The sequence below is a fragment of the Paraburkholderia sp. MM5482-R2 genome, from assembly GCF_050436125.1.
Lineage (GTDB): Bacteria > Pseudomonadota > Gammaproteobacteria > Burkholderiales > Burkholderiaceae > Paraburkholderia > Paraburkholderia tuberum.
The window spans coordinates 1,433,948-1,449,700 of record NZ_JBNDLP010000003.1 but is presented as its reverse complement, the minus strand read 5'-3'; the positions used below and the strand labels follow the sequence as shown (position 1 = coordinate 1,449,700).

10 protein-coding genes are annotated in these 15,753 nt (G+C 62.2%); 6 read left to right on the top strand and 4 right to left on the bottom strand.

All coding sequences use genetic code 11. The features are described 5' to 3' along the window. Window positions 1–37: 37 nt before the first annotated feature. Window positions 38–1,066: an ABC transporter permease gene (locus OKW37_RS28705; RefSeq protein WP_184031637.1), complete on the bottom strand. Its 1,029-nt coding sequence runs from the start codon at window positions 1,064–1,066 to the stop codon at window positions 38–40. Next, on the bottom strand, window positions 1,059–2,606 hold the full coding sequence (locus tag OKW37_RS28700; RefSeq protein ID WP_429404303.1) for a sugar ABC transporter ATP-binding protein: 1,548 nt from the start codon (window positions 2,604–2,606) through the stop codon (window positions 1,059–1,061). The genes OKW37_RS28705 and OKW37_RS28700 overlap by 8 nt, the downstream gene beginning before the upstream one ends. Window positions 2,607–2,850: 244 nt before the next feature. Here OKW37_RS28700 and OKW37_RS28695 point away from each other — a divergent pair, with 244 nt between their 5' ends. From OKW37_RS28695 to OKW37_RS28675, 5 genes are all read left to right on the top strand, one after another. Next, entirely contained in the window at window positions 2,851–3,591 is a 741-nt protein-coding gene (locus OKW37_RS28695) for a FadR/GntR family transcriptional regulator (RefSeq protein WP_187626522.1), read from the top strand. Window positions 3,592–4,056: 465 nt separating this feature from the next. Next, window positions 4,057–5,361, top strand: a complete 1,305-nt coding sequence (locus tag OKW37_RS28690; RefSeq protein ID WP_429402951.1) for an ATP-grasp domain-containing protein — start codon at window positions 4,057–4,059, stop codon at window positions 5,359–5,361. A gap of 10 nt (window positions 5,362–5,371) precedes the next feature. Continuing rightward, window positions 5,372–8,071 (top strand): CoA-binding protein, encoded by a 2,700-nt coding sequence (locus tag OKW37_RS28685; RefSeq protein WP_429402950.1) that lies wholly within the window; start codon window positions 5,372–5,374, stop codon window positions 8,069–8,071. A gap of 198 nt (window positions 8,072–8,269) precedes the next feature. Continuing rightward, window positions 8,270–9,568 (top strand): MFS transporter, encoded by a 1,299-nt coding sequence (locus OKW37_RS28680; protein WP_184054638.1) that lies wholly within the window; start codon window positions 8,270–8,272, stop codon window positions 9,566–9,568. Between the two features lie 53 nt (window positions 9,569–9,621). Next, on the top strand, window positions 9,622–10,404 hold the full coding sequence (locus OKW37_RS28675; RefSeq protein ID WP_429402949.1) for a substrate-binding domain-containing protein: 783 nt from the start codon (window positions 9,622–9,624) through the stop codon (window positions 10,402–10,404). Between the two features lie 40 nt (window positions 10,405–10,444). On the opposite strand, the gene dctA is transcribed toward OKW37_RS28675, so the two are convergent. Both dctA and OKW37_RS28665 read right to left on the bottom strand, forming a co-directional pair. Beyond that, a complete protein-coding gene (dctA, locus tag OKW37_RS28670; RefSeq protein WP_429402948.1) occupies window positions 10,445–11,767 on the bottom strand; it encodes a C4-dicarboxylate transporter DctA in 1,323 nt (440 codons plus the stop codon). Then, window positions 11,764–12,732 (bottom strand): LysR family transcriptional regulator, encoded by a 969-nt coding sequence (locus tag OKW37_RS28665; protein WP_429402947.1) that lies wholly within the window; start codon window positions 12,730–12,732, stop codon window positions 11,764–11,766. The genes dctA and OKW37_RS28665 overlap by 4 nt, the downstream gene beginning before the upstream one ends. Before the next feature lie 479 nt (window positions 12,733–13,211). On the opposite strand from OKW37_RS28665, the gene OKW37_RS28660 reads away from it, so the two are divergent. After that, window positions 13,212–15,359, top strand: a complete 2,148-nt coding sequence (locus tag OKW37_RS28660; protein WP_429402946.1) for a molybdopterin-containing oxidoreductase family protein — start codon at window positions 13,212–13,214, stop codon at window positions 15,357–15,359. Window positions 15,360–15,753 lie beyond the last annotated feature (394 nt).

Sequence of the window (15,753 nt, the reverse complement as noted above, 5' to 3'; positions counted from 1 at the left end):
TTTGTTGGACTTCTCGAATGGCTTCATTCGATGTGCTTCATCGACGGTTTCTGACCTGGTCGATCCAGACCGTGCCGAGAATGACCAGTCCGATGATGATTTGCTGGATGAAACTCGATACGCCGTTCATGTTCAGGCCATTGCGCAGCACGCCGATCACAAACGCACCGATGGCCGTACCGGAGATCGTGCCGACACCGCCCATCAGGGACGTCCCGCCAATCACGGCGCTGGCGATCGCATCGAGCTCGTACATGACGCCTTCGTTCGGTTGCGCCGTGACGAGCCGCGACATCAGCACACAACCCGTCAGACCGGCGAGCACGCCGGACAGCACATAGGTAAACAAGGTGACGCGGCGGACATTGACGCCGGAGAGCCGCGCAGCTTCGGCATTCGATCCGACTGCGTAGATGTGGCGGCCAAGCGAGGTGCGCGTCAGCATGATCGACACGGCCACCGCCAGCACGACCATGATGATCACGGGATACGGGATCCCCGGAAATACCGTATCGGGGAACCCGTCTGCCCCGATATGCGAGATGCGGAACAACGCGCCATTTCCGAGTTCGCCGAACGCGTCGCCGAGTCCCGAAACCGGGCGCGCGCCAGTGATCTGAAGCGCGAGACCACGCGCGACCAGCATCATGCCGAGCGTGGCGATAAAAGGCGGCAGACCCATACGCGTGACGCACAGGCCATTAACGAATCCGCACAGGCCGCCCACCACGACGCCGCCGAGCATGCCGAGAGGGATCGGCACGCCGGCCTTGACGAGCAACGCGGCGACCACACCAGACAGCGCGAGTACGGAACCCACGGACAGGTCGATTCCGCCCGTAATGATCACGCAGGTTGCCGCCACGCCGAGATAGGCAATCGACGTCACCTGCAAGGCCACTGTCATGCCATTGTCGACCGAGAAGAAAGCGGAACTGGTCAATGAAAAGACGGCCACCAGCATGATCAGACTGCCGAGCGCGGCAAATTTCTGAATCAGGTCGCGACGCCGGAGCTTCGCGCTGGTGTCGACAGTAGTGGTCTGTTCGGATGTTATTTCAAGCATGATTTCGTCCCGATGCGAAGTGCATGATTTCTTCCTGATTGGTGTGGCGCGTCTCCAGGATCGTGGCGATCTGGCCTTCGTGGAATACCGCGACGCGATCGGACATGCCGAGAATTTCAGGCAATTCCGAACTGATCAGCACAACGCCGATGCCCTGCGCGGCGAGCTGGTCCATCAGCGTGTAGATCGCGTATTTCGCGCCGACATCGATCCCGCGCGTGGGCTCGTCGAAAAACAGAATCTTCGATTTGCGAAACAGCCATTTGCCGATGACAACCTTCTGCTGATTGCCGCCGGACAGGTTGCGCGTGAGTTGATGGACCGTCGGTGTGCGGATCCCGAGCGTTTCGACGTAACGCTGTGCGATGGCCGCTTCTTCGGCGAAACGAATGAAGCCGGCGCGACCCGACACCGCCTCGATATTGGCCAGCGTGATGTTGGTCGCGACCGGCATCTTCAGCGCGAGACCGTCGCTCTTGCGGTCTTCCGACAGATACGCGATACCGTGGCGAATCGCATCGATAGGCGAGCGGATCGAGACGCGCTCGCTCCCGATATGAATCTCGCCGCCGTCCGGTTGGTCAGCGCCGAAAATCGCCCGTGCCACTTCGGTCCGGCCTGCGCCCATCAAACCGGCGAAGCCGAGAATCTCGCCTCGCCTCAGTTCGAACGAAACCGGCCCAAATGCCGGTGCGCGCGACAGATTGTCGACGCGCAGCAGCACGTCCTGCGACGGGACCGAGCGGCGCGGCGGGTACGCATCGTTCAGCGCCCGGCCGACCATTCGCGCAACGATTTCATCCATGCTGGTCGCCGCGAAATCGTCGGTTGAAATGTGGTGCCCGTCGCGCAGCACCGTCACGCGGTCGACAATCTGCTTCATTTCGTCGAGACGATGAGAGATGTAGACAATGCCGACCCCGCTCTCGCGCAACTCCTTGATGATCCGGAACAGGTGCATGGTCTCGGATTCCGTGAGCGACGAAGTGGGTTCGTCCATGATCAGCACCTGGGCGTCTAGCGAGAGCGCCTTGGCGATTTCGACCATCTGTTGCTGGGCGATCGACAGCGTCCCCACCAGCCTCGTGGGCGGCAACGACAATCCAATGCGGGCGAGCGCGCGCTGGGCGTTCCCATTCAGTCGTGCGCGATCGATGAACGGCCCGCGTTTGGGCTCGCGTGCCAGGTAGATGTTTTCCGCAATCGACAGGTGCGGCACCAGGTTCAGTTCCTGGTGAATGATCGCAATGCCTGCTTCCTGTGCCTCGAGTGAGGACGCGAACCGCCTTTGCATGCCGCGAAAAACGATCGTGCCGGCATCCGGCTGGTATTGCCCGCTGACGATTTTCATCAGGGTTGACTTGCCAGCGCCGTTTTCGCCACAAATTGCGTGCACTTCGCCGCGGCGCAATTGGAAGTGCACGTCCTCCAGTGCAACGACACCGGGAAACCGCTTGCCCAGTCCGCTCAGTTTCAATAGCTCCGGGGGTTCCTTCGAAGCGAAGCCGTCCACCACGCGCGGGGCCAGGTCAGTGCTCAGATCTGTCACACGTGTCTCCTTCTTTTGTGTAGAGGCGCTGCCGTCGGTCAGGCCAATCTGATGCAGATTAAAGAATAAACCGCGATTTTGGTCAAGCCAATTTGCAAGATACTTCTTCTGGCCTTACCAAGGGCAAACCCGAACTGTTCCTGCGAAATGCGCTGAAAACCTTGTCAGGCTTGCGTGGTAGACTTTGATCGCTGGTCGACAGACGACCCGGGCCATTTATCCTTCCGGCAGCAAAATGAAACAGACCGAGCCAAAGCGGCTTTACCAATTGGTCGCCGACCAGATTCGCGGCCTCATCCACGGAGGGGATTTCCCGCCGGGGTCGAGACTGCCGCCGGAGCGCGAGTTGTCGCAGCAACTGGGTGTTTCGCGCCCGTCTCTGCGCGAGGCGTTGATCGCACTGGAAATCGGCGGCAGCGTCGAGACCCGCATGGGTTCGGGCGTCTATGTGCTCGAAACCGCAAACGAACGTGAAGGGTCACTGGCTGTATTAGGCGAAAGTCCGACGGAAATCATGCAGGCCCGGGCCGTCATCGAAGGCAGCCTCGTCGTGCTCGCCAGCACGCGGCTTACGGCCGGCTCTCTGGACCGGTTGCGGCGCAGCGTGGATGCGATGCATCGCCTCGCCTCTGCCGGCAAATCTCCTGTGGAACCGGACCGGCAATTCCACCTGATCATCGCGGAAACGGCCGGCAATACGGTGTTGAGCCGGTATGTGGCCGATCTGTTTGACGCGAGGCGCGATCCGATCGGGGCGAGGATTAGCGAACTCGTCGAAAATACGGCCACATGGATGGCTGCGGTCGAGGAGCACGAAAATGTTCTGCATGCACTGCAAGCAGGCGACCCTATTGCTGCAGAAGCGGCGATGCGATCGCATCTGAAATCTTCTGAAGAGCGGTGGGTCGGAAGTGACATCAAGAAAGTTGCGCCCAACGATGCCGACGGTAAAGCTGGCCGCGTGCGACTGGGTTGAGTTGCGAAGTCGACCGGTGTTCCTTCAGCTCGGCCAGTTCCCTGCGCAATCCTGAACATCGCCGTGAGGCCCACCATGAAAGCAGCACTTGTCGCCACAACGTAACGGCGTTCGACGATATCGATAACCGTTGAACATCAATGCTTCAGAAAATTGCACTTCTCGTTCGGGGCGTCTTGAGCAAATATCGATGCTCAAGAACTTCATAAACGCGTCGACAGAGAACGCATCGGAGACAGGCGCGAAACGCACAACAGCGTTTCGCCGCATTCCAGTGCAACCCGGTCACGGGTGCCGCCAACGGTAGCCGATGCCGATCTCGCATGACCCACCTCGCGTTGTGAATCCTGCCGCCGCTTTCAAGCGAGTCCACGGCAGACGAGCATTTCGCGCCTTGCGCAGCGAGCTACGCGAACTCAGTACCTGCTTCAATCGTCATTGCCTTGAATTTCAGGAGACACTCATATGCAGATCACCGGAATGTTGCACGGCGCGCGCCTATTGCAATTCGTCGGATTCCCGGCCAGCGAAGTGCTGGGGCCGAGCGCCAGCGAAGAGGAGATAAAGTCGCTGATCGACCGCCACGGGCAGGTCTTTATCAAGCCGGTATTCAAGGGCGGCGTGGGCAAGAAGGGCAAGGCCGGGTTGCTCGGGCGCGCGACAGATCTCAAGACGGCGCTCGCCGAGAAAGAGCGACTGTACTTCGCCGAGCACGTCGTGGGTCATGTGAGGGCCAAGGCGAACGGCGTCACGTTCGAAGCAGGCGTACCGGCCAAACATGAAGTCTACTTCTCGATCACCGATTCCACCCGCTTTCGCGCTCCCACCATGACGCTGTCGCACGCGGGTGGCATGGACATCGAAGAGGTCGATCCAAAGCTCGTGGCAATGGTGCCCTTTGATGCATTGACCGGCCTGAAGGCGTTCGTCGTCGCGAATGCGTTGAGCGAGATCGGCGCGCCGCGCGAAATCATTTCCCCGCTCGTGCAGCAATTGCCGAAGCTCTGGGAGCTCTTTCACGACTTCGGCATGACGACGCTCGAGCTGAATCCGATCCGCATGCGCGAGGACAAGAACGGTCGGCTCACACCCGTGGCCTGCGACTTCAAGTGCGGGTTCGACCGTGACGACCCGCGCTTCTCGCGCCTCGGCCTGCCTGCTCACCTGTTCGCTGCCGACTACTCGGACTTCGAGCAGGAGATCAACCAGCTTCGCACGCACCAGGGTCAAAGCGATGTCTATGTGATCAACGACAAGGGAACGATCCTCGCGCCCACGTTCGGCGGCGGGGCCAACTCGCTCGTCACGGAGATGTTGGGCGACGCAGCCATCATCTCTTCGGATTTCGGCGGCAATCCTCCCTACGAAAAAATGAAGGAAGTGGCGCGCATCTGCTTCCGGCATTGGCTGAAGCAGTCCAACGTACTGTTCATCATTGGCGGCAAGTCCAACAACACCGATATCTACGAAACACTGCGCGCGATGGCCGATGCGCTACGCGAGCACTTCAGCGAGCACGGTCCCACCCCGCTTTATGTCGTCCTTGGGCGCGGCGGTCCAAACCTTGTTCGTGGCATGTCGGCACTGCGCGACACCTGTGATTCGCTCGGCCTTCCCTATCGCCTGTTCGGCTTTGACTCCGACATCAGCGAAGTGATCCAGTACGCACGGAAGGCCGATGCGTGGATGCAATCGGGAGGACGCGCGCAGGTCGCAGCGCGCATCGGCGCGCGTCAGACGCAACCGCAGGCGGATACGGCAAAGGCGTAAGGAGATCGACATGGTCAAGCAAGGCAATAATCATTTCAGGTATTTCGTCGGCATCCAGTCGCTTGCACAAATAGTCACGCGCGAGGACCGCGTTTGTGTGCTCAACATTCTGGGAGGCGAGTCGTCGGACGTGACGCCGGTGAGCCACGCGTTTTCCGGTGGGAATATCGTATTCGGCACTGCGCCTGGCAAGCGCGGGCAGGTGCTCGTGACGCCTGCCGGCGACATCCCCGTCTATAACAACGTGCGCGAAGGCCTCGAAGCCGGGCATCGTTTCAATTGCGGCGTCGTCTATCTGCCGCCGTCGGCCGCGCGCGATGGGGTGGCCGAACTGATCCGCGTCAATCCCGATCTGCGCAAGATTTTTATCATTACGGAGAAGATCTCCGTGCACGACGCCCGGGAAATTCGCGCGATGGGCCAGCAAGCAGGCATCGACATTTTTGGCGCGAACGGGCTGGGCGTCGCGGACTCCTGGCAGCGGGTGCGCATCGGGGGCGCGCTCGGCGGCGATGATCCCGGCGCAACCTTGCGGCGGGGCTCGATCGCGATCTTTTCCAACTCGGGCGGGTTTAGCACCACCATTGCGCAATATCTGCGCATGAGCGGCTGGGGTACAACGACCGTCGTATCCAGCGGCAAGGACGTCTACATCCACTATGCGGCGCCGGAGTTCGCCTTTGCCCTCGCCAACGACGCGCGCAGCAAGGCTGCCGTACTGTACTGTGAGCCGGGCGGCTACTACGAGGCCGACGCCACATTTACGAAACCCGTCGTTGCCTGCGTGGTAGGCCGCTGGAAGAGTCGTCTGACGCGCGCGGTGGGGCATGCGGGCGCAATGGCGGGCGGCGCCGACGATGCTCTTGCAAAGGAGCGTTGGTTCATGGAGAAGTTCGACGTCGAGCGTCTTTTTACGCCGGACGATCCATGCTGCTCGGCGAAGGGCGCCGTCGTGACAAACATCGCGCACATTCCCGCCGCGCTCACCGCAGTGATGCGCGCGAACGCGACGATGCCCGACTTTGAGCCGGAAGGCAGCCTCTCGCTCAAACCGTGGTTTGGCTCCGATCAGGGGATCGAACTGCCAGACGACCTCGCCCTGCCGGTCGTGGAAGCGGTCGCGCCGTACAACGAACAGATTACGCGGGCGAACAGCCAGATCGGCGCAATCCCGCCGCGCCAACCCTTGAAGGACGCTTCGGGCGCCTCGCAGATGGACGCAAAAACGCAGGTGAGCAGCCTGCACGGGGTATCCATGCTCGAAGCAGCGACGCGCTCGCTTGAGGAGAACATGTGCCTCGCGCTGTTGCGGGAGTTCGGCGGGGCAAACGACACAAAGCTCATCGACGTGGCTGTTGGCGCTGCAGTGAATCTGCACGGGACACCAGAACTGGCGGCCGCGCAGGCTTCGCGCGAGGCGGGCAATGCGCCCAATGCCGTGCTCGCGGCCGCGGCGGCGATCGTCGGGCCGAATCGCCAGCGTGCTGCGCGCGAGGCGGCAGCACTGATGATCGACGGCTTCGCGACAGCCAGGCTCACGGACGCGTTCGACGAGACCTTTGATGTCAATGCAGTCCACACCGCGGACACTGCAGCGCTGTTCTGCGATGAACCCGATCCAGAGGCGCAAGCCATGCTGGGCGGGCTCGCCTCGCGCGGCGTAAGTTCCGCAATCATCCGATGGCTGTCGTGTGGCCCGGGCCATCCGCGCCCGGAAGCAGTACTCGCGGCGATCACGACGACACTCGCCTGGGGCCCGCTCATGCGCAAGCGGATCTCCCGCCTGACCGCAGAAAGCTTGCCGTGGTGGACAAAGCTCTTCGGCACCATGATCGGCGCCTCAGCGGACGCCTCGCAGCACGGCCCGGACGGATTTTGCGGCTTCGCCACCGAAGAATTACTCGGCGAACGCACTCTGACGGAAATCGCCTTCGCAGCGCTGCTAAACCTGAAACCGACTGTCGACGACCTTTTCGCGTTCAAGACCCTTGTCGGTTTGCTGCTCACGAACGGACCCGGCGCCATTTCGGCGCAAGGCGCAAAGGGCGCAGTATCTGCCGATGGCCCGGAAAGTCCCGAACGGGTGCAGCTAAACAAGGCTCTGGCGGGGTTCCTCACGCACACTGGATATACGCATGGCGGCAACGGCTACGAAGGCATTGCGTTCCTCAACGAGGCGTTCCGCAGCAGCGGCCTTGAAGATCCGACCGATGCTCGTCATACCGTGGACCTCGAAGCGCTCGCCCGGCGCTCCGTCGAGCGATACGCGCAGTACAAGACGCGCCAGAAGCAGTTGGGGAGCCTCGATATTGCGAAACTTCCGGGTATTAATCATCCGGTCTTCAAAGACAAGCCGGTGAACCACGACCCGCGGGAAATCTTCATCGCCAACCTTTATGAAGCCCGCGGCGAGTACAACGCGTTTCATGCCTTTTACCGTGTGCTGGTGCAGGCTTTGTTCGACGCAGGTGTCTCGCGCAATGTCTATTGCGTCAATGTCGATGCCGTGATTGCCGCGTTGCTGTTGAAGATGCTGTGGCAGCCGCTCAAGCGCGGGGAGTTCAGCGAGGCGGACCTTGAAACGGCCGCGTTCACGATCTTCCTCTATCCGCGCATGCTGGGCTGCGCTGCGGAGATTGACGATCATTTGAACCGCGGACGCAATATGGACACGCGTACGGCCGCTTCCCAGTGTCGTTTCGTGGCCTGACCGCTGGCCTCTGATGGTCGCCGCCACGCGCTGGCGCACAGCTAACGCGCGGCGGCGAAAAAGAGGCGCCGATTGATAACCATTCGACATCAATCGTTCGGAAGATTGCACTTATCGTTTGATTGGCCACGGGCCAAAATTCCCGAACAGACAAAGAGCGGAACCACCGCATATCTCGGGATTTCAGGAGACACATTGATGCACCCCTCGCCCTCTACCCTTTCGCTGGGACATTCAAAGGCCGCGGCGGTTTTCCGCGTGACGGCCGGAAATTTTCTGGAGCAGTTCGACTTCTTTCTGTTTGGCTTCTATGCGACGCAGATCGCCAACGTCTTCTTTCCGGCCGGGAGCGAATTTGCCTCGTTGATGATGACGTTCGCAGTCTTCGGTGCCGGTTTTCTGATGCGCCCGCTCGGCGCGATCGTGCTCGGTGCGTACATCGACGACGTCGGCCGCCGCAAGGGGCTCATCGTCACGCTCTCCATCATGGCGAGCGGCACCATCCTCATTGCGTTCGTGCCGGGCTACGCGACCATTGGCCTTGTGGCGCCCGCGCTTGTGCTGCTCGGGCGGCTGTTGCAGGGCTTCTCCGCGGGTGCGGAGCTGGGCGGCGTGTCGGTGTATCTCGCCGAGATGGCCACGCCCGGCCGCAAGGGCTTCTTCACGAGCTGGCAGTCCGCGAGCCAGCAGGTGGCGATCGTCGTGGCCGCGGGCCTCGGCTTCGCGCTCAACCAATCGCTGAACGCCGCTACCATCGCGGCGTGGGGATGGCGCGTGCCGTTCTTCGTCGGCTGCATGATCGTGCCGTTCCTCTTCGTGCTGCGTCGTAATCTGCAGGAAACCGAGGAGTTCAAGGCTCGCCAGCATCGCCCGAGCATGAAGGAGGTATTCACGACGCTGGTCCAGAACTGGACCGTCGTGATCGCAGGCATGATGCTGGTGGCGATGACCACCGCGAGCTTCTATCTCATCACGGTCTACGCGCCGACTTTCGGCAAGACGGTCCTGCACCTCAGCACCGCCGATAGTTTGCTTGTGACGCTGTGTGTGGCCGTGTCGAACTTCGTGTGGCTGCCGATCGGCGGAGCCCTCTCCGACAGGATCGGCCGCCGACCGCTCCTCATCGCCATGACGGTGCTCGCCATCGCGACCGCGCACCCGACCCTGTCGCTGCTCGCTCACGCGCCCAGCTTCGTCAACATGCTGCTCGCCCTCCTTTGGCTCTCGTTCATGTACGGCATCTATAACGGCGCGATGATCGTCGCACTGACGGAAGTGATGCCGGCGCAGGTACGCGTCGCGGGCTTCTCGCTCGCCTATAGCCTCGCGACCGCCGTATTCGGCGGTTTCACACCGGCGATCTCCACGGCGCTCATTCACATGACTGGCGACAAGGCCGCACCCGGCTACTGGATGAGCTTCGCGGCAGCGTGCGCCCTGATGGCGACGTTTGCACTCTATCGCCGCCGCGCAGCGACACTGACTCCGGCGCACTGATTCGCGTCTCGCTCCGCATGCGGCTAAACACACAACCTGACACGACTCCGATCATGAGAAATCTGTTTCTGAAACTATGCGCCGCAGCACTGGTCGCAACCTCGGCTGTTGCGGCGAACGTGCAAGCCGCCGACCTGCACGTCATGAGCTCGGGTGGCTTTACCGCAGCGTACAAGGTGCTCGGCCCGAAGTTCGCATCCGAAACGGGCAACACGCTCGACACCGCGCTTGGTCCGTCGATGGGCAAATCGCCCGAAGCGATCCCCAACCGGCTTGAGCGTGGTGAGCCCGCCGACGCCGTTATCATGGTCGGATATGCGCTTGACGAACTGATCCGGAAAGGCAAGGTCATCCCCGGATCGCGGGTCGAGCTGGCCGATTCGCGCATCGGCATGGTCGTGCGCGAAGGAGCGGTGAAACCCGATATCAGTTCGGCAGAAGGCCTCCGGCAGACCCTGCTGCATGCGAAGTCGATCGCGTACTCGGACAGCGCAAGCGGTGTCTACATTGAGCGGGAGTTGTTCAGGAAGCTCGGCATCGAGGATCAGGTCAAGGCGAAGGCGAAGATGATCCCGCGGATTCCAGTAGCCTCGGTGGTGGCGAACGGCGACTACGAAATCGGCTTCCAGCAGGTGAGCGAGTTGCTGCCCGTCAAGGGGGCGACCTTCGTCGGAAAGATTCCTGAGTCCCTGCAGTCGGTCACGCGTTTCGCCGCCGGCATTCCCGTCAGCGCACAGCATCCGAAGGAAGCGAAAGCCCTGCTCGACTACCTCGCTTCACCTGGCGTACAGGCAGACGTCAAATCGACAGGGCTAGATACCGTCTCCGCTCATTGACGCAAACCTGAATGAAGGCTTGCCTCAGGCGGCCTTCCTGTCACATCCCCGAGGTATCTCTCGAGGTATCTCTCGCGGGATCTTCCGCACCGTCCGCGCCGCCTGGCGCTGCCGCCCCGAGCATTCGCGCAAGACGCGTACGATCGCAAGCACCCTCCCACATCGAAACGAAGATCACCGCGCAGGCGTTGCTGATCACGCTCGTCAGGGCGCGCGCCTCGGACATGAAGCGGTCGATGCCCACCAGTAGCGCCACCCCGGCGACGGGCAGATCGGGAATCACCGTCAGCGTCGCGACGAGCGCCACTAATCCGCTGCCCGACACACCCGCCGCCCCCTTGGACGTGAGCAACATAACGGCGAGCATCATCGCGATCTGCGGCGCGGAAAGCGGCACGTCGCACGCCTGCGCGATGAACATCGAGGCGAGCGTCAGATAGATCGCGGTGCCGTCGAGATTGAACGAGTAGCCTGCGGGCAGCACAAGCCCCACAACGCCCTTGTCGCAGCCGAGCGCCTCAAGCTTCGCGATCAGGCGCGGCAGTACCGGCTCCGTCGACGATGTCGCGAGAACGATGAGCAACTCCTCGCGCATGTAGCGCAAGAGCCGCCAAAGTGCGAAGCCGTGCAGCCGCGCGAGCGGAGCGAGCACGAGCGCAATGAACAGCAGGCATGCCACGTAGAAGGACACCATCAACATCCCGAGCGATCCGACCGAGCGGATGCCGAAGCGGCCCACCGTGAAAGCCATCGCGCCGAATGCCCCGAGCGGAGCGAGTCGCATGATCATCGCGAGGATGCGGAACAGGGCCTGGGCAATGCCGTCGATGAGCGCGAGCACCGGCCTGCCCGCCTCCGGACAGGAATTTAGCGCAAAGCCGAAGAGCAGCGAGAGCAGCAGCACTGGCAGGACCTCGCCCTTGTCGAAGGCGCCAAGCATCGTCTCGGGGATGACGCTCAACGCGAATGCGACAAGGCCGCCCGGCTGCGCGTGCTTCGCATATTGCGCGAGGATGCTCGCGTCCAGATGGTTAGCGTCGATGTGCATGCCCTCGCCGGGTCGCAGCACGAAGGCCGTGACGAGTCCAAGCGCAAGCGCCACGGCTGTCAAAAAATAGAAGAGTCCCAGCGCCTGAAAAATTGTGCGCCCGATGGCCTTCCCGCTAGCAAGCGACGTGATCCCCGAGACGATCGTGCAGAAAACGATCGGCGCAATCATCATCCTCACGAGGCCGATGAACCCGTCGCTCAAGGGCTTGAGCAGCGGGCTCGCTTGCGGCAAGAAGTGACCGAGCGCCATGCCGAGCATCATGCCCAGCAAAACCTGCAGATAGAGCGAACGAAGCGGTCTTGCCAACCTCATGATGCGGTTTTCCTGCCTGGCCGCTCTTTTGGAGACGTGTTATTGCCCACGGCATCGCTGCATGCGACGCCGCTGCGCTTCATCTCGACAATCGTTCTGTGAAACTCCTGCGCAGCCGGTGTAAGTGGACGTCCACGGCGTCTCACGATTCCCACGCGCCGCTTCACCACCGGTTCGACGAGCGGCACGCTCGTGAGGATGGGGTGATCGCGCCCGGGCATGGCCATCGACGGCACTGCGGCGACACCGAGCCCCGCTTCGATTAAACCGAGCATGGTCGTTACGTGACGCGTCTCGCAGACGCTCGGCGCATGCGGCGCCACGGCCGACAGCGCCTGATCGAGCAACAGTCGGTTGCCGGAAGTTTTGTCCACCGAGACGTACTCGTGCTCGTAAAGCTCGTTCCAGGTCACGCGTTTTTTGCGGGCGAGCGGGTGATCACGGCGGCAGGCGGCCACGAAGCGCTCCTGCAGCAGAACCTTGAACTCGACCTCGGACTCCTGGCTGCCCAGAAAGCTCACGCCGAAATCCGCCTCTCCGCTGATGACGGCGCCAAGCACCTCATTCGCGCTCATATCCAGCATCTTGACCCTGATGCGCGGGAAGCGGCGATGATAGCTCGCGACGGCGCTCGGCAGGAAGTAGTAGGCCACCGAAGGCACGCAGGCGATGGTGACATGTCCCAGTCGGCTCGAAGAAACATCGCGGATGCCGAGCAACGCGACGTCGAGATCATCAAGCAGCTGCTCGGCGCTCGGCGCGAATACCCGGCCGACGGTGGTGAGCGTGACGCTGCGCGTGGTGCGCTCGAATAGACGCACGCCGAGTGCTTCCTCGAGCTTGTCGATCCGGCGGCTCAAGGCCGGCTGCGAAATGCTCACCGCCTCGGCGGCCTTGCGGAAGCTTCCCAGTTCCACTACTGCTCGAAACGCCTGCAAGTCGTTCAAGTCGAAGTTGATACCCACGAGTCAGCCTCCACATCCTGGATGCGGCTATTTTGCATGAAGCAGCTCAAAGCGCCCATTGCGAACTACGCCCGTTCGCTCGGCCCTCCGGCGGTACTGCAGACGTGAGGCGCGACGGGCCGGTTTCACGGACTCAGCCGTCATTCATATGAGAGACGCGGGCATCGCCCTCTGGCCGACAACGGGCGAAAGCACGGCGCGCCAAAGTCGTGTGAGACAGCAGCAGGGCGCTAGAACAGCGAGGCCTCTCGATGACAGTGTCGGTCGGGCAGCGGCGCTCGCAACAGGTCGCCGGGCTATTTGCCAAAATATGAACGTCGTTTATAATAGCGAATGAACGGCCGCAACCTGGCGGCGATCTAACGCTAGTCGTATGCGGGTGCTCTGTCATCGCGCAGGTATCCGGCTCGGCTTTAACCTTTACGCCGAAAGTTGTGGGTGGTTACGAGGTGTGGGCCACACTACACAAGGAGCTCGCCGTGCCACGCGAAGCCGTCACCGCCTGCCGCATCTGCGCCGGCAACTGTTCACTGCGCTTGACCCTGGACGACGCCGGACGCGTCGTTGCCGCGCGCGGCGACCGCGACAATCCGCTCACGCGCGGCTACGCCTGCATCAAGGGTGCGTATCTGCATGAGGCGCATAACAGCGCCGAGCGGCTCCTGCACCCGCTGAAACGGCAGCCCGATGGCAGTTTCGTGCAGATGCCACTTGACGTGATGCTGGCCGAGATCGCGGCGCAACTCCAGGCACTGATCGAGCGCCACGGCGCCGATGCGGTCGCAGCCTTTCGCGGCACCATGAACTACTCTAACCTCGCCGCCAATCATATGTTGCCCGCCTTCCTCGCGGCGCTGGGTTCGAATTCGTTTTTCTCTACAATGACCATCGACCAGTCGGCCAAATGGGTGGCATTTGAGCGACTGGGCGGCTGGGCTGCCGGCAAAGATCCGTATGCGCTCGCCGACGCGCTATTGTTCGTCGGCACCAATCCGCTGGTGTCGCTATCCACGTTCAACTTTGCATTGCAGAATCCGGTCAAGCAGCTCCACGAAGCGAAGGAGCGCGGCCTTAAGCTGGTGGTGATCGATCCACGAGAGACCGAGACCGCCCGCCATGCCGATGTCTTCCTGCAGGTGCTGCCGGGCGAGGACCCGACCGTCCTGGCTGGCCTGCTGCGCATCATTCTGTGTCGCGGCTGGCACGATGCTGAATTCTGCGCGCGCTACGTCAAGGACCTGCGACGACTGGCGCGCGCGGTCGAGCCGTTCACGCCCGAATACGTCGCCCAGCGCGCCGGCGTAAGCGTCGAAGGGCTCGAAGCCGCCGCTGCGGCCTTCGCGGAACCGGTGCGGGAGGCCGGCGGCCTGCGTCGCAAGCGTGGCTCGGCCGCGTCGGGAACCGGGCCCAACATGGCGCCGCACTCCAATCTGGCCGAGCATCTGGTCGAATGCCTCAACGTCGTGTGTGGCCGCTTCGCTCGCCCCGGCGACCCTGTACCGAACCCCGGCGTAGTCGCCCCACGCTACCAGCGCCGGGCCGAAGTGATTGCGCCACGCCGTTCCTGGGAATCCGGCTGGAAGAGCCGTGTCGGCGGCTATGGCATGCTGTTCGGCCAGAAGATGAGCGGCACGCTGGCCCAGGAAATCACTACGCCTGGCGCCGGCCAGATCCGCGCGCTGTTAGTCGACGGCGGCAATCCAGTCGATGCCGTGCCCGACCAGCGCTGCATCGCCGATGCGCTGCGCCAACTGCAACTGCTGGTATGCATCGAGCCTTTCATGACTAACACTGCGCGGCTCGCGCACTATGTGATTCCACCGAAGCTGATGTTCGAGCGCGCCGACCTGCATTCGCGCGACTACGAGTCCTACATCATGTTTCAGCCTTACGCACAATACTCGGCCGCCGTGGCGACGCCGCCGGAGGGATCCGAAGTCGTGGACGACTGGTTCGTATTCTGGGATCTGGCGCGGCGCCTGGGCAAGACCATCAATTTCGACGACGTTCCGCTCGATATGCGCGCAGCGCCGACCACCGAAGAGCTGCTTGCGATCCTGGTTCGCCACGGCTCGATCTCATTTGACGAACTGAAGCTGTACCCACAAGGGAAAGTCTACGAGATCGAACCGATGATCGTGCAGCCCGGCGAGCCAGGGAACGCCGCGCGCTTCGACGTAATGCCGGACGACGTCGAGTGCGAACTGGCGGGCGTACTGAACGAAGCGGGGGCGCCGCCGGGGTTCACGCATCGCCTGGCGGTGCGGCGCGTGCGCGACGTGCAGAACACCATGTACCACCACCTGCCCGCGGTCCGCCGACGCATGCCGTTCAATCCGGCCTTTGTGCATCCCGATGACCTGGCTGCTCAAGGACTGACCGAAGGCCAGTGCGTGGCCATTGTTTCGCCGCATGGCCGCATTCGAGCTATCGTCAAAGGGGACGCCGCACTGCGCCGAGGCGTCGTGTCCATTCCGCACGGCTGGGGACCGATGCCCGACGAGGAGCCCGAGACCTACGCCGGCGCCAATCCAAACCAGTTGCTCAGCACTACAGTTGGTCTTGATCCGATCAACGCCATGCCGGTAATGAGCGCAATGCCGGTACGCATCGAAGCTGTAGTCTGAATCGCAAGAGAGAACCCCGTTCGAATCGAACGATTTGTTTCCGAGCGCGACGATGCAGCTACCCGGCCGTCCTGCTGAATCCGCCGCTCACGACCGGACGCTCGCGCCGCTGCTGTAAGTGGCCGCAGCGGGTCGAGATGGAATGGACACCGCCCTCCCTCCGGGGGAGGACCGTGCGCATTTTCCAGCCGCACGATGGATATTCTTCGAGCCCGAACTGCGAGAACATGGCCGCGCCCCGCTCTAGCAATGATGCGCAGCGCCGGCGACACGTGGCGCGCCGCTTGCTTCGTTCACAGATGCAGGCGAGAGGGGGTGGTTTTCCCGCAATGGGGCCGCAGATGGACGGTCGAGCTTCGGAGTCGTGCGATCTGCAAGATCGCGAACAGGCAAT

Excerpts from the sequence above, each read along its gene's own strand:
- OKW37_RS28685 (WP_429402950.1), top strand. The coding sequence starts at position 5,372 with ATGGTCAAGCAAGGCAATAATCATTTCAGGTATTTCGTCGGCATCCAG.
- OKW37_RS28680 (WP_184054638.1), top strand. The coding sequence starts at position 8,270 with ATGCACCCCTCGCCCTCTACCCTTTCGCTGGGACATTCAAAGGCCGCG.
- OKW37_RS28695 (WP_187626522.1), top strand. The coding sequence starts at position 2,851 with ATGAAACAGACCGAGCCAAAGCGGCTTTACCAATTGGTCGCCGACCAG.
- dctA (WP_429402948.1), bottom strand. The coding sequence starts at position 11,767 with ATGAGGTTGGCAAGACCGCTTCGTTCGCTCTATCTGCAGGTTTTGCTG.
- OKW37_RS28705 (WP_184031637.1), bottom strand. The coding sequence starts at position 1,066 with ATGCTTGAAATAACATCCGAACAGACCACTACTGTCGACACCAGCGCG.
- OKW37_RS28675 (WP_429402949.1), top strand. The coding sequence starts at position 9,622 with ATGAGAAATCTGTTTCTGAAACTATGCGCCGCAGCACTGGTCGCAACC.
- OKW37_RS28690 (WP_429402951.1), top strand. The coding sequence starts at position 4,057 with ATGCAGATCACCGGAATGTTGCACGGCGCGCGCCTATTGCAATTCGTC.